This is a genomic window from Streptomyces luomodiensis (genome assembly GCF_031679605.1).
GTDB classification, from domain to species: domain Bacteria; phylum Actinomycetota; class Actinomycetes; order Streptomycetales; family Streptomycetaceae; genus Streptomyces; species Streptomyces luomodiensis.
The window spans coordinates 1,293,293-1,312,347 of record NZ_CP117522.1; the positions used below are offsets into that span (position 1 = coordinate 1,293,293).

Consider the following 19,055-nt stretch of genomic DNA (forward strand, 5'->3'; position numbering starts at 1 on the left):
GCCCATGACCGAGCCACGACGGCAGGACACCATGGCCCACGACCGAACCACGCACAGCGGCAGCCCACCGTGGCCCACGACCGAACCACGGCGGCGGCGGGGGCACCGTGGGCATCGCATCAGCGGTTGTACGCGGGCATGGGGCCGCGTAGCCGGGCCCCCACCTCGTCGCACGCCGCCGTCACATCCGCCGGGAGCGGACCCGCGGCCGCGGCGGCCAGGTTGGCGCGGAGGTGTTCCACGCGCGAGCCGCCGAGCAGCAGCGCGTCCACCCCGTCCCGGCCGAGCAGCCAGCGCAGTGAGAGGTCCACGAGCGGTATGCCCGCCTCCTCGGCGATCCGGGACAGGCTCCGTACGGCCTCGAAGAGCCCGGGGTCCCAGTAGCGCTGCCGGTACATGGCGGCCAGCCGGGAGTCGCCGAAGCGGCCCGACTCCGGCTGCTCCTCGAAGGCATGACGCCCCGTCAGTAGGCCGCCGCCGAGCGGGTTGTAGACCATCGTGCGCAGTCCGCTGGTGGCCGCGTACTCCAGGTACTCCTCCTCAACACGCCGCGCCAACAGGTTGTAGAGCTGCTGGGCCACCACCGGGCGCGGCGCGCCGACCCGCTCGGCGGTGTGGGTGAGCTCGGCGATCTGCCAGGCGGCGTAGTTGGAGACGCCGAGCGCCCGGATCTTGCCCTCGGCGACGAACTCGGCGACCGTGCCGAGCGTTTCCTCCAGCGGTGTGGAGCGGTCGGGCTGGTGCAGATAGAACAGGTCGACGTGGTCGGTGCCCAGGCGGCGCAGGCTGCCTTCCAGTGCCGCGCGCATCCCGCGTGCGGACAGTGGCGCGTGGTCGCCGGTGTCGGGGTGCGGCATCCCGGCCTTGGTGGCGAGCACGATACGGTCGCGGCGGCCGGGGAGCAGCTCGGCCAGGATGGTCTCGGTGGTGCCGCCCGCGTAGGCGTTCGCGGTGTCCACCCCGGTCACCCCGGCGTCCAGCGCGGTGTCCAGCATCTCGGCGGCGCCCGCGCGGTCCACCGTGTCACCGAAGGTCATGGTGCCCAGCACCAGTCGCGACAGCGGCACCGGGATTCCGGGCAGGGCCGTCCCGCCGGGCGCTGCCTGGGTGGTGGTGTGGGTCTGGGGCGCGTGCGCGTTCACTGCGTTGCTCCTGGTTCCTGGTCGGTGGCGATCGCGGACACGAGGGCGCGCGGTTTGCGTCCCCGCATGGTCGTCGGGTCGAGCGCGGCCCGCCGCAGCGCCCTGGTGTAGGGGGCGGCGGGCGCGGAGAGCACCGTACGGGTCGGCCCGGACTCGATGATCCGCCCACCGCGCATCACCACCACCTCGGAGCTGATCTCGCGGACCACTCCGAGGTTGTGGGAGATGACGATGCAGGCGAGCCCCTGTTCGGCCTGGAGCTCCCGCAGCAGCTGGAGCACCTGGGCCTGTACGGAGACGTCCAGCGCGGAGGTGGCCTCGTCGCACACCAGCAGTTCGGGGCCGCTGGCCAGGGCGCGGGCGATACCGATCCGCTGCCGCTGGCCGCCGGAGAACTCGGCGGGGCGCCGCTGGAGGGCGGTGGCGGGCAGCCCCACCTGGTCGATGAGGGCGGCGGCGCGGCGGGCGCGGTCGGCCCGGGAGCGCATGCCGTTCAGCCGCAGCGGCTCGGCCACGATCTCCTCGGCCGTCAAGTGCGGGTCCAGGGAGCCGTAGGGGTCCTGGAAGACCATCTGGACCCGTTTGCGCAGCGGGCGCAGCCGCCGCTCGGGCAGGCCCGCGATATCGGTCCCGTCGAGGAGGATCCGCCCCTGGGTGGGGCGCAGCAGCCGGACGATGGAGCGGGCGACGGTGGACTTGCCGCAGCCGGACTCGCCGACGACACCGAGCGATCCGCCGGGCGGGACGGTGAAGCTGACGCCGTCCACCGCGCGGAAGACACCGTCGGCGACCGGGTATTCGACCACCAGGTCCTCGACGGCCAGCAGGGGTGTGGTCACAGCGCCTCCTCGGCGGCAGAAGCGGCGGATGCGGGAGTGGCGGATGCGGGAGTGGCGGATGCGGGAGTGGCGGATGCGGGAGTGACGGCGGGGGTCTCGTCCCAGGGGCCCAGGGTGGGCACGGCGGCGAGCAGATCGCGGGTGTACCGCTCGCGGGGGTGGTCCACGATCTGTTCGACCGGTCCGGACTCCACGAACCGGCCGCCGCGCATGACGTGGATGCGGTCGGAGACCAGCCGGGCCACGCCCAGGTCATGGGTGATCATCAGGATGCCGACGCCGGTGCGCTCCTGGAGCTCCATCAACAGGTCCAGGACGCCGGCCTGGACGGTGACGTCGAGCGCCGAGGTCGGCTCGTCGGCCACCAGCAGCCGGGGCTCGGCGGCCAGGGCGATGGCGATGAGGACACGTTGCAGCATGCCGCCGGAGAACTGGTGGGGGTAGGCGCCCCAGCGGGTCTCGGGGCGGGGGATGCGTACCCGGCCGAGCAGTTCGACGCCCTTGGCGCGGGCCTCGGCGCGGGACATCCCCGGGTGGCGCAGCCGGAGCGCCTCGCCCAGCTGGCGGCCGATGGTGTGCACCGGGCTGAGCGCGGTCATCGGGTCCTGGGGGATCAGCGAGACCCCGCGGCCGCGGATCCGGCCGGCCGCCTTGGGGTCGGCGATGACGTCGACACCCGAGATCCGGGCCGTCCCCGACAGGACGGCGAGCCCTTCGGGCAGCAGCCGCAGCAGTCCCATGGCGGTGGTGGACTTGCCGGAGCCGGACTCGCCGATGATCGTCACCGTCTCGCCGGCGCCGATGGTGAAGCCGACCCCGTCGACCGCGCGCACCACACCGCGGTCGGTGATCAGCTCGATCTGCAGGTCCTCGACCTCCACCAGGGGGGTCGGGGCGCTGGTGTCCCTGGTGTCGCTCGTGTCGCTCGTGTCGCTCATCGGGAGCCCTCCGTCGTACGTCGGCGGGTGCGGTCGCGCAGTCCGTCGCCCAGCAGGTTGACCCCGACCACCAGCAGCACGATGACGAGGCCGGGCAGGGTCACCAGCCACCAGGAGGTGGTGATGTAGTCCTGGCCGTCGGAGATGATCCGGCCCCAGGTGGCGAACGGCCGCTGGGGGCCCGCGCCCAGGTAGCTGAGGGCGCTCTCCAGCAGCACCGCCTGGGCGAGCAGCAGCAGGACCACGAGCGATGCCTGGCGGACGATGTTGGGGATGACATGGCGGGCCAGGATGGCGATCCGGGGCAGGCCCAGCACCTGGGCCGCGGCCACATATGGCTTCTCCCGCTCGACCAGCACCAGCGACCGGGTCAGCCGGGCCACCTCGGGCCACTGGGCGACGGCGATGACGCAGGTGATGACGGTGACGGAGGGGCCGAAGAGGGCGACCACGAGCAGCAGCATCATCAGCAGCGGCAGCGACATCTGGGCCTCCAGCAGCCGGGAGACGACGGCGTCCACCCAGCGGCCGTAGTACCCGGCGGCGGCGCCCGCGACGACGCCGATGAGGCCGGAGACCACGACGGCGAGCACACCGATCGACAGCGACACCTGGCCGCCGTGCAGCACCCGGGAGAGCACATCCCGGCCGAGCTGGTCGGTGCCGAAGAGATGGCCGTCGGTCAGCGGGGCGAGCCGGCGCCGGGACAGGTCCTGGTCGTTCGCGCCGGGCAGGGGCAGCACCTGGGCGAGGGCGACGGGGACCACCACCAGCGCGGTGCACACCGCGCCCACCCACAGTTTGAGGCTCGCGCTGCGGCGGCGCCGGGTGGCGGTGGCGCGGGCCAGGTGCTTGGCGGTGACCGCGCTGGGGCGGGGCGCGGGGCCGGCTTCGGCGGGGGCCGGGGGTTCGAGGGCGCCTTTCATCTCAGGCCGCCTTTCCCAGGCGCACCCGCGGGTCGAGCAGCGGGTAGGCCAGGTCGATGAGGAGTTGGACGAGGACCGCCAGGGCGGCGGTGACCAGGACGGTCGCCTGGATCAGCGGATAGTCGCGGGTTTCCAGGGCGCGGACGACCAGCGAGCCGACACCGGGCCAGCCGAAGACCACCTCGACCACCACGACGCCGTTGAGCATCGCGGCGAACCGGGTGCCGAGCGCGGTGAGCACCGGGATGGCGGAGTTGCCCATGGCGTAGCGCCAGGTCAGCGCCGCTTCGGAGACGCCGCGGGAGCGGGCGACGGTGATGTACGGCGAGGCGAGGGCGGACACCATCTCGCGGCGGACCAGCCGGGAGATCAGCGCCATCTGGAGGATGGCCACGGTCACGGTGGGCAGCACCAGCCCGCCCCAGGTGGTGAAGCCGGAGGCGGGCAGCACCGGTATCAGCACGGCGAAGACGGTCAGCAGCATCACGCCGATCCAGAAGTCCGGCATGGACTGCCCGGCGATGGTCAGCACATTGGCGCCCAGCTCCCGCTTGGTGTCGGCGCGGCGGGCCATCCACACCCCGAGTGGCACGGCCACCAGCGCGGTGAGGGCGATCGCGGAGAGGGAGAGGGTGACGGTGTACGGCACCCGGTCGAGCACCACGTCCAGGGCGGGGGCGTGGAAGGAGTAGCTGGTGCCGAGGTCGCCGGTGACCAGGTCGCGCAGGAAGACCCCGTACTGGGTGAGCAGTCCGCGGTCGAGCCCGAACTGCTCCCGGATCCGGGCGAGGTCGGCGCTGGTGGGGTTGGGCCCGGCCAGGGCCGCGGCGGGGTCGCCGGGGGCCATGCGGACCAGGACGAAGACGGTGGAGAGGGTCAGGAAGACGGTCAGGACGCTCTGGCCCAGGCGGCGTATCAGATAGCGCGCCATGGCTCAGCCCTCCAGACGCACGGCGGCGAGGTCGTAGGAGTTGAGCTGGAGCAGCCGCACATCGCGCACCCGATTGCGGCGGGCCAGCACCACATCGGGGACGAAGGCCCACAGGCAGGGCCGGGTGTCCCAGATCTGCTTCTGGACGGCGGCGAGCTTGGTGTTCCGCGTCTTCTCATCGGTTTCGGAGGAGGCGTCGGCCAGCCGGGCGGCGATCTCGGGGAAGACATAGCCCTGGTAGGTGTCCCGGGTCCGCTCCTTCTCCGGGGTGCCGCCGTACATGCCCTGAAGGCTCGTGGAGGCGTGGCCGGTGGGGACGGAGAAGCCGTTGCCGAGGACGTCCCAGTCGCCGCGGCGGCCCTGCCGCCACTGGAGGATGTCGCCGCCCGGTTCGAACTGCTGGAGGGTGGCGCGGACGCCGACGTCGCGCAGCATCTCCAGGACGGCCTCCATCACCGAGGTGTCCGCGGGGAACTCCCCGGACTCCCAGATGATCTTCACTTTGAGGTCGCTCGCGCCCAGCGCGGCGAGGCGTTTGCGGGCCTCACCGGGGTCGTGGACATAACGGCCGGTGCGCACCGAGCCCTTCAGCGCGAGCGGGACGACGCCCTCGGCCTGCTGGGCGGAGCCGGTGAGCACATCGCGCACCAGGGACTCGCCGTCGATGGCGTAGCTGAGCGCCTCGCGCACCCGGGGGTCGGCCAGCGGGTGTCCGCGCGGTTTGCGGAAGTTGAAGAACAGCTGGTTGACGCGGGTGCCCGAGGTGCGGTCCAGCACCACCCCCGGCAACCCCTTGAGCTGCTCGGCGGAGTCGGGGGTGATGGTGTCGATGACGTCCAGCTCACCGCTGCGCACCGCGACGACACGGCTGGACTCCTCGGGCACGAAGCGCACCCGGACCCGGCCGACGGCGGGGCGCCGCCCCCAGTACCGGGGGTTGGCGGCCAGCGCGTACTCACCGGTGCCGGAGTTGGCCGAGGTGACCACGTACGGGCCGGAGCCCACCCCGCCGGACAGCTCCCCGGCCCGGTTGGCGGCGGCGGGGCTGATCAGGATGTTGGCCATGAGCTGGTCGAGGATGGGGACCGGGCGCTTGGTGTGCAGCCGGAAGGTGCGCTCGTCGACCGGCTCGACGGTGGGCATCTCGGGGAAGAGGCCGACGATGAACGAGCCGTTGACCCCCGCGTACATCTTGAGCGCGGTCGAGACGTCCTTGACAGTGACCGGAGTGCCGTCGGAGTAGCGGGCCCCCTGGCGCAGTCGCACCGTCCAGGTGGTGGGCTCGGTCATCTCGAAGCGGTCGGCGAGCACCAACTCGGGCCGGAGCCCCTCGCCGATCCGGGTGAGCGCCTGGCGCACCGCGCGCTGCACCGTGACCGCCGCGTCGAACTGGTTGAGCTTGTTGTCCAGGCTGACCAGTGAGCGGTTCAGCCCGAGGCTGATGGCGCCGGGCCCGGGGGCGCCGGTGGGGCCCGCGCACCCGGTGAGCGGGGCGAGGGCGATACCTGCTGAGGCGCCTGCTGACAGGCGCAGCACGGACCGGCGGCTGAGTGCCGGACCAATGGGGATACGGGTCATCGTTGACCTCTCGGCGGTTCTGAGGCGAGCGACCGGCTCGCTCGATCCGTGCGGCGCCCGGATGACGGCCGTACGGGTCAAGGTGTCGCGGCGGTCACCGTGACATGACTGCGCGCTTTACGCAATAGCTCTCGCGCACTTCGCGCAACGTATGCCATCATCGGGACCGCGGAGACGGCGTCCACGACATCGGATCACTCCGTCCGTCATGGTCATTTGAGGAGGTACCGGTATGACGACCGGCCAGAGGCTAGTGGCCATCGCGGATGACCTGTCCGGCGCCGCCGAAACGGCCGCCGCCCTTGATTCGCGCACAACGCGCAGCTACGTAGTGCTCGTTGGGAACGGTGAGGGGGGTGGCCGTGAGCGGGTTGACGGTGAACGGGTTCGCCGTAAGGGGGTTGACCGTGAAGAGGTTGACCGTGAGCGGGTTCGCCGTAAGGGGGTTGACCGTGAAGGGGCTGGCCGTGAAGGGGTGACGGCCCTGCGTCCACCCGATCCCGGCGAGGCCATCGTCCTGGACCTCGACTCCCGCTACCGCCCGGCCGCCGAGGCGGCCGAGGCGGTCCGCGACGCGCTGCGGCTGTCCTCGCCCGGCGGGGACACCCTGGTGCTGAAGAAGATCGACTCGCTGCTGCGGGGCAACCTCGCGGCCGAGGTCGCCGCCCTCGCCGAGGACGGCGCGGGCGTGGTGCTCGCCCCCGCGCTGCCGGTGGCCGGGCGCGTGGTGCGCTCGGGGGTGGTCCACATCGACGGGGTGGCGCTCCACGAGGGCGACGCATGGCGTTCGGAGACCACGCCCGCGCCGCGTTCGATCGCGGACGCCCTCGGCGGGCTCCCCACCACGCCGATCCCGCTCACGACCGTACGGGCCCCCGGCCACTCCCTGCTGTCCGCGCTGCGGACGGCCACGGACGACGGACGGGTGGCGGTGTGCGACGCGGAGACCGACGCCGACCTGACCGCGATCGTCGAGGCGTCACTCGCCGCCGGGCCACGGCTACGGCTGGTCGGCTCCGGCGGACTGGCACTGGCCCTCGGCCGCCACCTGGCGGGCGCGCCCGCAGCCACCACGCCCTCCACCACCGCGCCCTCCACCACCGCGCCGTCACCGGCCACGGCGCCCCCTGCCGCCCCGACGCCGCCACCGGACACCGCGTCCTCGGCCACCACCACTGCGCCGTCACCAGACACCGCACCCGACACCACCACCCCGACACCGCCACCAGCCACGGCATCCCCCGCCACCGCCCCGACACCGCCACCGGACACCGCGCCCTCGGCCACCACCACTGCGCCGTCACCAGCCACCACGCCCTCCACCACTGCGCCATCACCGGCCACGGCGCCCCCTGCCGCCTCGACGCCGTCACCGGACACCGCGCCCCACACCGCCACCCCGACACCGTCAACGGACGCGGCGCCCCCCGCCACCACACCCGCACCGCCACCAGACACCGCGTCCCCGGCCACCACCACTGCGCCGTCACCAGCCACCGCACCCAACACCACTACCCCGACACCGCCACCGGCCACCGGCCGCCACGTGCTGGTCGTCGTCGGTACGGCCGAACCGGCGGCCGTCGAGCAGATCCGGCGTCTGGTCGAGGATGGGGCGACGCACCACCCACTCCCGCTCGCCGAGCTGATCGCGGACGGCCCGCCGGTGCGGCTGCCCCCGATGACGGCCCCGGTCACGGTCGTCTCCCTCGCTGCCCCGACCGGCCCGACCGGTTCCCAGCCGGCGGCTCCCGACCCGGCGACGCCGCATGCGCCCGCCGCCGCACCGACCTCCGCACGCGTGCCCCTGCCTGCCGCGACACCACCGTCCGGCGGCGGAGCCGACGACCACACAGAGCCACATCACACAGGACCGGATCGCACAGAGCCGGGTCGCACCGGGCCGGGTACGCGGTCCGGGCCCGTGTCCGCCCGGCGGCTGGTGCACGGCCTCGCCCGTGCCGTCGCCGTTGCCGTCGCCGCGCACCCCGGCGCCGTCGATCTCGTACTGACCGGCGGTGAGACGGCCCGGCGGGTGCTGGACGCGCTGGCGGTGACCGAGCTCGCCCCGGTCGGCCAGGTGCACCACGGCGCCGTCCATCTCTCCACCCCCGACGGGCGATCCGTCGTGACCCGACCGGGCAGCTTCGGGTACCCCGACTCCCTGCGCCACATCGTCCGGGCGCTGCGCCCCCACTCGACCGAACGGAAGGTCAGCCCATGAACGCCTCCACCCATCTCGCCTCCACCGGGGCCTCCGGCGCGGACGCCGGTGCCCCGCTCCCGCTGATCGCGGTCACCATGGGCGACGGCGCCGGCATCGGACCCGAGGTGGTCGTCCCCGCGCTGCTCGACCCGGACACGCTGCGGCGCTGCCGCCCGGTGGTCATCGGGGACGCGGAGCGGCTACGGCAGGCGGCCCGGCTGCGGGACATCAGCTGCGAGGTCGTCACCGTGGCCACGCCCGGCGAGGCGGTGTTCACCCCGGGCCGGATCAACGTCATCGACCTCGGGCTGCTCCCGGCCGATCTGCCCTGGGGCACACTCTCGCCAGTGGCCGGGGACGCGGCCTACCAGTACGTACGCACCGCCGCCGAACTCGCCATGAACGGCGAGGTGCAGGGCATCTGCACCGCACCGCTCAACAAGGAGGCGCTGCACGCGGGCGGCCACGTCTACCCCGGCCACACCGAACTGCTGGCCCGTCTCACCGGGGTCGAGGAGGTGTCGATGATGCTGGCCACCCCCACGGTGAAGGTCATTCACGTCACCACCCACATCGGGCTCATCGACGCGGTGCGGAAGATCGAGCCCGGCCTGGTCGAGCGCACGGTGCGGCGCGGCCATGAGGCGATGGTGCGCGCCGGCACCCCCGAACCGGTGATCGGGGTGTGCGGGATCAATCCGCACGCCGGTGAGAACGGCCTGTTCGGCTACGGCGAGGAGGAGGAGAAGATCGTGCCCGCGCTGGAGGTGCTGCGCGCCGACGGCATCGACGCCCGCGGTCCGCTCCCCGCCGACACCGCCTTCTTCCTGGCCGGGCGCGGCGACTACGACCTGATCGTGGCGATGTACCACGACCAGGGGCACGGCCCGGTCAAGGTGCTGGGCCTGGAGGCCGGGGTCAATCTGACCGTGGGTCTGCCCGTCATCCGCACCTCCGTCGACCACGGCACCGCCTTCGACATCGCCGGTACGGGCACCGCCGACGCCGGTAGCATGATCGAGGCGCTCCGGCAGGCCGCCGAGATGTCGCCGACCCCGGCCCGCTGACACCGAACCTACGTTGAGGAACGCGAGTGATATGCCGGTGAACGGAGCGCGGGCCCGGCGCGACCAGATCGTCCACCTCGCCACGACCACGGGCCTGACCAGTGTGGAGGAGCTGTCCCGCGCCTTCGGTGTCACCGCCTCCACCATCCGCCGCGACCTCGCCCAGCTCACCGCGGACGGGCGGCTGGCGCGCACGTACGGCGGGGCGATGGCCCTGGTCGCCCACCCGGAGGCATCGCTGCGCCAGCGCACCGGCGAGGCGTTCGAGGCCAAGCGGGCCATCGCGCGCTGGGCGGCGTCGAGGGTCCGCGCCGGGGAGACGGTGCTGCTCGACGCCGGGTCGACGGTCGGCGCCCTCGCCCATGAGCTGCGCACCGCCGAGGGGCTCACGGTGGCCACGACCGGGCTCACCGCGCTACAGGAGCTGGCCGATGTGGAGACCGTGCGGGTGGAATGCCTCGGCGGCACGCTCCGGCCGCTGAGCCAGAGCTTCCTCGGCCCGCTCACCGAGGCCGCCCTGGAGCGCATGACCTTCGACCGGGTCTTCCTGGGCGCGGACGGGGTGACGGCGGAGCACGGCATCTGCGAGGCGGAGCTGCGCCAGACCCGGCTCAAGGAGCTGATGGCCCGCCGGGCGGAGGCGGTGTACGTGCTGGCGCACTCCGCGAAGATCGGCCGCCGCCCCTTCCACACCTGGGTGCGGCTGCCGCCCGGCTGGACGCTGGTGACCGACGGGGGCGCCGACGCCGACGAGATCCGGGCGCTGCGCGCCCAAGGGGTCGAGGTCGTCGAGGCGGTCTAGCCGGGCATAGAGGACACAGGCCACAAAAGCGGGCATTTTACCAGATACGATGTGGGTAGCCGCCGGTCCGGAGCTACGGGTCCGGACCAGGAGAACGTCGCATGGCGACGGCGACGCCGGCGACGCCGCTTCCGCCGGGCGGAGGACTTCGTGCCCGCCTTCCCCGCCGCCCCCGCGTTCGGCGCCGAGGCCATGCGTACACCCCAGGGGACCGGGGCACCCGCCCCGGAGATGACGTGGCCACCCGTCGTACAGCATTGGAGGACACCGTGGCACGGCAGACCGACCCGACCCCCATCCACTCGACGCAGCGAGAACCCGGGCCGCCGTCTCCGACCCCCTCGCCCGGTCCGGGTGGCCCGGAACCGGGTCCCGCACCGGGCCCCGTGCCCGGCCCGCCCCCGGGCCCGCCGCCCGACCCGATTCCCACCCCTCCGCCCGAGCCGCCGCCGAACCCCACACCCGGCCCCACCCCGGGTCCCTCCCCCGATCCGGTACCCAAGCCGCCGGGGCCCGATCCGGTCCCGGACCCCTCACCGGCACCGGGCCCCCTGACCTGACGTCGTCGACCGGGGGCCGGGGACCGGGGGTCCAGGGAACCCGGACACCCAGGGAGCCCGGGGCCGGAACGCCGAGGTCCAGGGGGGCGCCCGGGTGGCGTAACAGCGGTGGGTGCCGTGGCGGCCGAGGTGGGATCGTCGGAGCGGAAAAGGAGGAGCCGATGTCCACCACCGCTCCGGTCCGTCCCGTCCTCGAGCCCGCCGCCGCGGCGTTCGCCGAGGCCACCGCCAAGCCGCCGTACCTGTACCAGATGACGCCCGCCGAGGGCCGTCGCACGGTCGACGAGGTGCAGTCCGGTGAGGTGACCAAGCCGGAGGTGGACGAGGAGTGGATCAGCGTCGGCGGGATTCCGGCGGGCGGTGTGAAGGCGCGGATCGTCCGTCCGCCGGAGGCCGTCGGCACCCTTCCGGTGATTCTCTACATCCACGGCGCGGGCTGGGTGTTCGGCAACGCCCACACCCATGACCGGCTGGTCCGGGAGCTGGCGGTCCGGGTCGGCGCCGCCGTGGTCTTCCCCGAGTACGACCTCTCCCCCGAGGCCCACTACCCGGTGGCGCTGGAGCAGAGCTACGCCGTGGGCCAGTGGATCGTGGCCCACGGCGAGGGGGCGGGGCTCGACGCCTCCCGGATCGCGGTGGCAGGGGACTCGGTGGGCGGCAACATGGCCACCGCCCTCACCCTGCTCGCCAGGGAGCGCGGCGATCTGTCGCTGGTCCGGCAGGTGCTCTTCTACCCGGTGACCGACGCGCGTTTCGACACCGACTCCTACGAGCAGTTCGCCGAAGGCTACTTCCTCACCCGCGAGGCCATGAAGTGGTTCTGGGACCAGTACACCACCGACCCGGCGCAGCGCTCCGAGATCACCGCCTCCCCGCTGCGCGCCACCCCCGACCAGCTCGCCGGACTGCCGCCCGCCCTGGTCATCACCGGTGAGGCGGATGTGCTGCGCGACGAGGGCGAGGCGTACGCGGCGCGGCTGCGGGAGGCCGGGGTGCCGGTCACCGCCCTGCGGATGCAGGGGATCATCCATGACTTCCTGATGCTCGACGCGCTCCGCGACACCCAGGCCGCACGGGCCGCGCTCACCCTGGCCGTGGACACCCTGCGGGACGCGCTGGGCACCGCCCCGCCGGACACCCTCGCACCCGGCGCCCCCGCACCGGGCGCCCCCTGAAAGTCCCCGCTCAGCTCACGGCGCCACCCTTGGTCTGCTTGGCCTGCCGTTTGAGTTCCTGCTTGTGGGCGCGGACCTTGTCCAGCGACTCGGGTCCGGTGATGTCGGCCACCGAGCGGTACGCCCCCTCCTCCCCGTAGGCCCCGGCGGCCTCGCGCCAGCCCTTGGGCCGCACCCCCAACCGCTTGCCCAGCAGCGCGAGGAAGATCTGCGCCTTCTGCCTGCCGAAACCGGGCAGCTCGTGCAGCCGCTCGAGCAACTCCGCACCGGAGGAGACGTCGCGCCACAGGGCCGTCGGGTCGCCGTCGCAGTGCTCGGCCAGATACCGGCACAGCTGCTGCACGCGCCCCGCCATCGCGCCCGGGTAGCGGTGCACGGCGGGCTTCTCGGACAGCAGCGCGGCGAACCCCTCGGGGTCGTGGGCGGCGATCTCATGGGCGTCCAGATCCTCCCGGCCCAGGCGCCGCGCGATGGTGTACGGACCGGAGAACGCCCACTCCATGGGCACCTGCTGATCGAGCAGCATCCCGATCATCAGGGCCAGCGGGTCGCGTTCGAGCAGGGCGTCCGCCTCGGGCCGCTGGGCGAGACGAAGGCGTACGTTCATCCCCTGCGCATACCCGCCCACAACCGGGATGAACCGAAGAAAGAACGCATCCAACCCAAAGGCAGGCACTCGGTCACCAATTTGGTCGAATTGCGAGGTGTGAGGGCTCATGCGAATCTGGTGGCGACCGCCGTGACATCGGACCACGGAGGCGAGTGACCATGTCAGCAACCGCGACTCGCCAACGACGCCATGACGACACTCCCGACACCGGCGGTGCCTTCCTGCGTCTGGCCCGGCTCCCGTCCGGGCCCGAACGCGACGCGCTGCGCGAGGCGATCATCTGCGCCTGGCTGCCCGTCGCCAAACGCCTGGCGCTGCGCTTCCGCAACAAGGGCGAGAACATGGAGGACCTCACCCAGGTGGCCTCGCTGGCCCTGGTGAAGGCCGTCGACCGCTACAACCCCGAGCTCGGACACGCCTTCCCCTCCTATGCGATCCCCGTCATCACCGGTGAGCTCAAGCGCCACTTCCGCGACTATCTGTGGACGCTGCACATCCCGCGCAACATCCAGGAGGTCCGCTCCCGCACCCGCTCCGCGCGCGACGCGCTGGAGCAGGAGCTGGGCGGACGCACCCCCACCGTCACCGAGATCTGCGTCCGCACCGGTATGCCCCAGGAGGATGTGAAGGCCGGTCTGGAGGCCAGCGCCTCCTGCACCCCGCTCTCCCTCAACGCCGCCGTCCAGGGCGCCGAGGAACGGCTGCTCGCCGAGACGGTGGGCGCGGACGACGCCGCGATCGAACGCGTCGTCAACCGCGAGGCGCTGCGGGTGCTGATCGCCGAGCTGTCGGAGCAGGACCGCTACGTCCTCTACCTGCGGTTCTTCGCCGGGCTTTCGCAGAGCCAGATCGGCGAGATCCTGGGCTTCTCGCAGATGCACATATCCCGCAGGCTCTCCCGGCTCTACAGCGAACTGCGGCAAGGGCTCATGGCCTACACGTAGCAGTACCACCAGCCCCGCGACCCCCGGCAGGAGGTGGCCGATGCGCTCCGAGACCGCCCGGATCGCCGCGGACGACGCCATGCTCGTGGGCGATCTGGCCCTTCCCGGCCACCCCCTCGGCGTCGTCGCGTTCGCCCACGGCAGCGGCAGCTCCCGGCACAGTCCGCGCAACCGCGCGGTGGCCCGGGTGCTCCAGGACGCGGATCTGGCCACCTTGCTGTTCGACCTGCTCACCGAGGCCGAGGAGCGGGTGGACGCGATCACCGCCGAGCTGCGCTTCGACATCCCGCTGCTGGGCCGGCGGCTGATGGCCGCGGTGGACTGGCTCGCCGGGCACCCGGCTGTCTCCGGGCTGCCGGCGGGGCTGTTCGGCGCCAGTACGGGCGCGGCCGCGGCGCTGACGGCCGCGGCGGAGCGGCCGGAGCGGGTGGCGGCGGTGGTCTCCCGCGGCGGCCGGCCCGATCTCGCGGGCGGCGCGCTGAACCGGGTGCGGGCACCGGTGTTGCTGATCGTGGGCGGTGACGACCACGAGGTGCTGCGGCTCAACCAGCAGGCGGCCGCCATGCTCGCCGCCCCGCACGAGATCCATGTGGTGCCCGGGGCGAGCCATCTGTTCGAGGAGCCCGGAACCCTGGAGCAGGCCGCCGAGGCGGCGCGCGACTGGTTCACCCGGATGGCCAAGCGCCCGGCCCGGGGCGCCAAGCGGTGACCCCAGGTCAGGAAGGCTCGGTCAGGAAGGCTGGGACTGGGAAGGTCAGGACCCTGGGGGCCGGGAACCGAGCACCTGGCGCAGGTCGAAGGAGACCGGCTCCTCCAGCTGTTCGTAGGTGCACTGACCGGGCTCCCGGTCCGGCCGCCAGCGCCGGAAGCGGGCGGTGTGCCGGAAGCGGTCGCCCTGCATGTGGTCGTAGGCCACCTCGCACACCCGCTCGGGGCGCAGCGGCACCCACGACAGGTCCTTGACCCCGGTCCAGCGGCTGGGCGCGCCCGGCATCCGGCCCTGGGCATGGGCCTCCTCACGCGCCCAGTCGGCCCACGGGTGGCCTTCGACGGTCTCCATGCGCAGCGGCTCCAGTTCGGCCAGCAGCTCCTGGCGGCGGCGCGTGGAGAAGGCGGCGCAGACGCCCACATGCTGGAGGCGGCCGGCACCGTCGTGCAGGCCGAGCAGCAGGGAGCCGATGCCCTGGCCGGACTTGTGTATGCGGTAACCGGCCACCACGCAGTCGGCGGTGCGCTCGTGCTTGACCTTGACCATCACGCGTTCACCGGGCCGGTAGCCGAGGTCCGGGCGTTTGGCCACGATTCCGTCCAGCCCCGCCCCCTCGTACTGCTCGAACCACTGCCGGGCCAGCTCCGGATCGTCGGTGCAGGGAGCGATGTGCACCGGGTCCGCGGCGTCGCGCAGCGCCTCGGTCAGCGCCTCGCGGCGCTCGCTGAGCGGGGCGTCCATCAGCGAGGCGTCGCCGAGTGCGAGGAGGTCGAAGGCGACGAAGCTCGCCGGGGTGCGCTCCGCCAGGAGCCGCACCCGGGAGTCGGCGGGGTGGATCCGCTCCAGGAGGGCGTCGAAGTCCAGCCGTGCGCCGCGCACGATGACGATCTCGCCGTCCAGGACGCAGCGCGGCGGGAGGTGGGCGAGCAGCGCCTGGACCAGCTCGGGGAAGTAGCGGGTGAGCGGCTTGGTGGTGCGGCTGCCGATCTCGATCTCGTCGCCGTCGCGGAAGACGATGGCCCGGAAGCCGTCCCATTTGCCCTCGTAACGCATTCCGGGCGGGATCCTGGCCACGGCCTTGGCCAGCATCGGCTCGACGGGAGGCATCACCGGAAGGTCCATGATGTCCGATTGTGCGCCTGTGGCGGGCCGCGCGCCCGTCGCGGCGGTGCGCGCCGGGAGGCGGCCCGGGGCGGGCGGGCCTAGCGTGGCCGTATGGGAGAGTCGGTGGAGCTCACGGTCGGCGGGCGCACGGTGCGGGTGACCAACCCGGGGAAGGTGTACTTCCCGGAGCGCGGGTTCACCAAGCTCGATCTCGCCCGCTACTACCTGGCCGTCGGCGAGGGCGCGCTGCGGGCGCTGCGGGACCGGCCGACGACGCTGGAGCGCTACCCGGACGGGGTGGACGGGGAGTCGTTCTTCCAGAAGCGGGCGCCGAAGAACCTCCCGGAGTGGATTCCGACCGGCCGTATCTCCTTCCCCAGCGGGCGGCACGCGGACGAGATCTGCCCCACCGAGCCGGCCGCCGTCGTATGGGCGGCGAACCTGGGATGTCTGACCTTCCATCCGTGGCCGGTGCGGCGCTGGGACACCGAACACCCCGACGAGCTGCGGATCGACCTGGATCCCCAGCCGGGCACCGACTACGCCGACGCGGTACGGGCCGCCGGCGAGCTGCGCGAGGTGCTGGACGAGCTGGGGCTGCGGGGGTGGCCCAAGACCTCGGGCGGCCGGGGGCTGCACGTCTTCGTCCCGATCGCGCCGGAGTGGACCTTCACCCAGGTGCGGCGGTCCGCGATCGCGATCGCGCGGGAGCTGGAGCGGCGGGCTCCGGAGCGGGTGACCACCGCGTGGTGGAAGGAGGAGCGCGGCCGGAAGATCTTCGTGGACTACAACCAGACCGCCCGGGACCGCACCATCGCCGGCGCCTACTCGGTACGCCCCCGCCCCCATGCCCCGGTCTCCGCGCCGCTGTGCTGGGAGGAGGTGCCCGACGCCCGGCCGCGCGACTTCGACGTGGCCACCATGCCGGTGCGCTACCGCGAGCGGGGCGATGTGCACGCGGACATGGAGCGGCACGCCTTCCGTCTGGAGGCCGCGCTGGAGCTGGCCGCGCGGGACGAGCGGGAGCACGGTCTCGGCGACCTGCCCTATCCGCCGGAGCATCCGAAGATGAAGGGCGAGCCGAAGCGGGTGCAGCCGAGCCGGGCCAAGAAGTGATGGCCTGATCCGCGCGACGGCGGGTATCGCGCCCGTGTCCGTCTTCGCGCGCCCCGGCCGCCATCGGGTGGCGGTGCGTCCGCACACCGCCCCCGGCGTCTCCCCGAGCGCCTACCGCGGCACGTCCCCGGGCGCCTACCGCGGCACGTTCCGGGGCAGCGCACCCCGGTCGGCACCGTCCCGTACATGGTCGGTGCGGTGCGCGGTGTCGCGGTCGCTGTCCACCGTGAGTACGGGCCTCTCCGGCGGCCGGGGGCGGCGCAGCCGGGCCAGCAGCAGGGCCACATCGTCGTCGGGTGCCCCGTGCAGCGCGGCCAGCACCTGGTCGCAGATCCGCTCCAGCGGGCCCTGGTGCCGGCGCAGCAGCTGGACCAGGGCGTGCAGTCCGACGTCGAGGGACTGATGGCGTTGTTCCACCAGGCCGTCGGTGAACAGGGCGAGCAGCGCGCCTTCGGCCAGCTCCCGTTCGACCGAGGCGAAGGGCACGCCGCCGACGCCGAGCGGTGCGCCGGTGGGGAGGTCGATGAGCTCGGCGTCGCCGCCGGGCTGCACCAGCACCGGGGGCAGATGGCCGGCGGTGGACATCTCGCACCGCCCGGTGCGCGGGTCGCAGACCGCGTAGAGGCAGGTGGCGATGGACTCCCCCAGGCTGGGCGTGATCTCGTCGAGATGGCACAGCAGCTTGGCCGGGGGCAGATCGAGCCGGGAGAAGGCCCGGGTCGCGGTGCGCAGCTGGCCCATGATCGCCGCGGCGTGGATGCCCTTGCCCATCACATCGCCGACCACCAGCCCGACCTTGCCGTCCGGGAGGGGCAGCACATCGAACCAGTCGCCGCCGGCGGTGCTGACCGCGGGCAGATACCGGGAGGCGATCTCCAGGCCGTCCATATCGCGTGGCTGCTGGGAGAGCAGGCTGCGCTGGAGGGTGAGCGCGGCGTCCCGTTCGCGGGCGTAGAGCCGGGCGTTGTCGATGCACATGGCGGCGCGGATGGCCAGTTCGCAGGCGAGGGTGCGGTCCTCCTCGTCGAAGGGCTTGGGGTTGATGGTGCGGTGCAGGCTGAGGGTGCCGAGCACACTGCCGCGGGCGATCAGCGGGGCGGCGATGTAGGAGTGGACGCCCTCGCGGATCAGCACCTCGGCGGCGGTGTCGTCACGGGCGATCCGCCGCACGTCCCGCTCGGTCACGTACGGCAGCAGCATCGACCGGCCGTCGCGGACGCACTGGGTGATCAGCCGGGTGGGGTCGTAGCGGGCGATCTCACCGACCGGGTCCGCCGCGTGGACGGCGTCGGTGGGATAGCCGGCGGCGACGGCGAGCGCCCGGAAGCGGGCGGAGCCGTCGGTCCACACCCGGGGCGTGGCCTCGCGGTGCACCACGGAGTCCAGGACGTCGACGGCCGCGAGGTCGGCGAGCCGGGGCACCGTGACATCCGCGAGTTCCTGGGCGGTCTGCCGCAGATCCAGCGTGGTGCCGATGCGGACGCTCGCGTCGGCGATCACGGCGAGCCGCTCCCGCGCCTCGGCGACCTCGCTGGCCTCCCGGTGGCGCCGGGAGATGTCCATGACCGAGGCGGCGATGCCCAGGATCCGGCCGCTGGGGTCCTCCAACCGGTAGTACGACTCCGACCAGGCGTGGTCGTGGTCGGGGTCGGCGGGGGTCCGGCCGACGCTCTGCTGGTCCAGCAGCGGTTGACCGGACTCCAGCACATGCCGCATGGCGGCCTCGATGGCCTCGCTGTCGAGTCCCGGCAGCACCTCCCCGATGCGGCGGCCGCGCACCTGGGTCTCGGTGGTGGCGTTCATCTGCTCCAGGGCCGGGTTGGCGCGCAGCCAGCGCAGCTCGGTGTCGAACACCGCGAGTCCCACGGGCGACTGTTTGACCAGGAAGCCGGATACGGCCAGATCGGTCTCCAGCCGCCGCACGGTCCCCTCGTCGGCGGCCAGCCCGAGGGCGTAGACATCACCGTGCACATCGCGCAGGCCCATGGTGCGGAACTCCACCTTGAGGGTGGAGCCGTCCGGGAGGCGGACCGGGAAGACACCGGCCCAGGTGTCGCCCGCCCGTACCCGCGCGAAGAGCTCCACGGCCGCCCGCCGGTCCTGCGGGTGGACCAGCAGCTTGTCCGCACGGCGCCCCAGCGCCTCGGCCGCGGAGAAGCCGAACAGCTGCTCGGCCTCCGGGCTCCACAGGGCGATCCGTCCGTCGGCGTCCAGTACCACGGCGGCGACCCGCAGCAGGTCGAGCACCCCTCCCGGGCCGGCCGCCAGGCTGCTGGCGCCCGCCTCGCTCCCCTGGTCAACACGGTCATACGTGGTCATACCGGCACCTCACCGGCTCGCCGTGTCCTCCTACTGTCATACCTCGCCCGGCGGGCCACCGCACATGGATGGGCCACGGGCGCGGTGCG

General features: G+C 73.1%; 16 protein-coding genes. 7 read left to right on the plus strand and 9 right to left on the minus strand.

Going from position 1 to position 19,055, the window contains the following annotated elements:
- Positions 1 to 119: 119 nt before the first annotated feature.
- From PS467_RS05260 to PS467_RS05285, 6 genes are read right to left on the minus strand one after another with little or no spacing between them, the layout of a single operon-like run.
- Complete coding sequence (locus tag PS467_RS05260) at positions 120 to 1,142, minus strand: aldo/keto reductase (RefSeq protein WP_311034215.1); 1,023 nt, start codon at positions 1,140 to 1,142, stop codon at positions 120 to 122.
- Entirely contained in the window at positions 1,139 to 1,981 is an 843-nt protein-coding gene (locus PS467_RS05265; RefSeq protein WP_311034216.1) for an ATP-binding cassette domain-containing protein, read from the minus strand. Before PS467_RS05265 ends, PS467_RS05260 begins: the two co-directional genes overlap by 4 nt.
- Positions 1,978 to 2,919, minus strand: a complete 942-nt coding sequence (locus PS467_RS05270) for an ABC transporter ATP-binding protein (protein ID WP_311034217.1) — start codon at positions 2,917 to 2,919, stop codon at positions 1,978 to 1,980. The genes PS467_RS05265 and PS467_RS05270 overlap by 4 nt, the downstream gene beginning before the upstream one ends.
- Complete coding sequence (locus PS467_RS05275; RefSeq protein WP_311034218.1) at positions 2,916 to 3,845, minus strand: ABC transporter permease; 930 nt, start codon at positions 3,843 to 3,845, stop codon at positions 2,916 to 2,918. The genes PS467_RS05270 and PS467_RS05275 overlap by 4 nt, the downstream gene beginning before the upstream one ends.
- A gap of 1 nt (position 3,846) precedes the next feature.
- Positions 3,847 to 4,776 carry an ABC transporter permease gene (locus tag PS467_RS05280; protein ID WP_311034219.1) on the minus strand — a complete coding sequence of 310 codons (930 nt, stop codon included), beginning with the start codon at positions 4,774 to 4,776 and terminating at the stop codon, positions 3,847 to 3,849.
- 3 nt (positions 4,777 to 4,779) lie between these two features.
- The gene (locus tag PS467_RS05285; RefSeq protein WP_311034220.1) at positions 4,780 to 6,354 is read right to left on the minus strand and encodes an ABC transporter substrate-binding protein; all 1,575 of its coding nucleotides are present in this window, start codon (positions 6,352 to 6,354) and stop codon (positions 4,780 to 4,782) included.
- A gap of 232 nt (positions 6,355 to 6,586) precedes the next feature.
- On the opposite strand from PS467_RS05285, the gene PS467_RS05290 reads away from it, so the two are divergent.
- From PS467_RS05290 to PS467_RS05305, 4 genes are all read left to right on the plus strand, one after another.
- Complete coding sequence (locus tag PS467_RS05290) at positions 6,587 to 8,578, plus strand: four-carbon acid sugar kinase family protein (protein ID WP_311034221.1); 1,992 nt, start codon at positions 6,587 to 6,589, stop codon at positions 8,576 to 8,578.
- On the plus strand, positions 8,575 to 9,627 hold the full coding sequence (pdxA, locus tag PS467_RS05295) for a 4-hydroxythreonine-4-phosphate dehydrogenase PdxA (protein ID WP_311034222.1): 1,053 nt from the start codon (positions 8,575 to 8,577) through the stop codon (positions 9,625 to 9,627). Before PS467_RS05290 ends, pdxA begins: the two co-directional genes overlap by 4 nt.
- A 31-nt stretch (positions 9,628 to 9,658) precedes the next feature.
- Complete coding sequence (locus tag PS467_RS05300) at positions 9,659 to 10,429, plus strand: DeoR/GlpR family DNA-binding transcription regulator (RefSeq protein WP_311034223.1); 771 nt, start codon at positions 9,659 to 9,661, stop codon at positions 10,427 to 10,429.
- A gap of 721 nt (positions 10,430 to 11,150) precedes the next feature.
- The gene (locus tag PS467_RS05305; protein WP_311034224.1) at positions 11,151 to 12,164 is read left to right on the plus strand and encodes an alpha/beta hydrolase; all 1,014 of its coding nucleotides are present in this window, start codon (positions 11,151 to 11,153) and stop codon (positions 12,162 to 12,164) included.
- Between the two features lie 10 nt (positions 12,165 to 12,174).
- Here PS467_RS05305 and PS467_RS05310 read toward each other — a convergent pair whose 3' ends face one another.
- Positions 12,175 to 12,771, minus strand: coding sequence for an HhH-GPD-type base excision DNA repair protein (locus PS467_RS05310; RefSeq protein WP_311034225.1), 597 nt, complete (start codon positions 12,769 to 12,771; stop codon positions 12,175 to 12,177).
- A 161-nt stretch (positions 12,772 to 12,932) separates the two neighbouring features.
- On the opposite strand from PS467_RS05310, the gene PS467_RS05315 reads away from it, so the two are divergent.
- Together PS467_RS05315 and PS467_RS05320 are read left to right on the plus strand one after the other, a co-directional pair.
- Positions 12,933 to 13,718, plus strand: a complete 786-nt coding sequence (locus PS467_RS05315; protein WP_268970288.1) for a SigB/SigF/SigG family RNA polymerase sigma factor — start codon at positions 12,933 to 12,935, stop codon at positions 13,716 to 13,718.
- Between the two features lie 40 nt (positions 13,719 to 13,758).
- Positions 13,759 to 14,427: a dienelactone hydrolase family protein gene (locus tag PS467_RS05320; RefSeq protein WP_311034226.1), complete on the plus strand. Its 669-nt coding sequence runs from the start codon at positions 13,759 to 13,761 to the stop codon at positions 14,425 to 14,427.
- A 45-nt stretch (positions 14,428 to 14,472) separates the two neighbouring features.
- Here PS467_RS05320 and PS467_RS05325 read toward each other — a convergent pair whose 3' ends face one another.
- Complete coding sequence (locus tag PS467_RS05325; RefSeq protein WP_311034227.1) at positions 14,473 to 15,549, minus strand: ATP-dependent DNA ligase; 1,077 nt, start codon at positions 15,547 to 15,549, stop codon at positions 14,473 to 14,475.
- Positions 15,550 to 15,642: 93 nt separating this feature from the next.
- Here PS467_RS05325 and ligD point away from each other — a divergent pair, with 93 nt between their 5' ends.
- Entirely contained in the window at positions 15,643 to 16,647 is a 1,005-nt protein-coding gene (ligD, locus tag PS467_RS05330; protein ID WP_311034228.1) for a non-homologous end-joining DNA ligase, read from the plus strand.
- A gap of 135 nt (positions 16,648 to 16,782) precedes the next feature.
- On the opposite strand, the gene PS467_RS05335 is transcribed toward ligD, so the two are convergent.
- A complete protein-coding gene (locus PS467_RS05335; RefSeq protein WP_311034229.1) occupies positions 16,783 to 18,966 on the minus strand; it encodes a SpoIIE family protein phosphatase in 2,184 nt (727 codons plus the stop codon).
- Positions 18,967 to 19,055 lie beyond the last annotated feature (89 nt).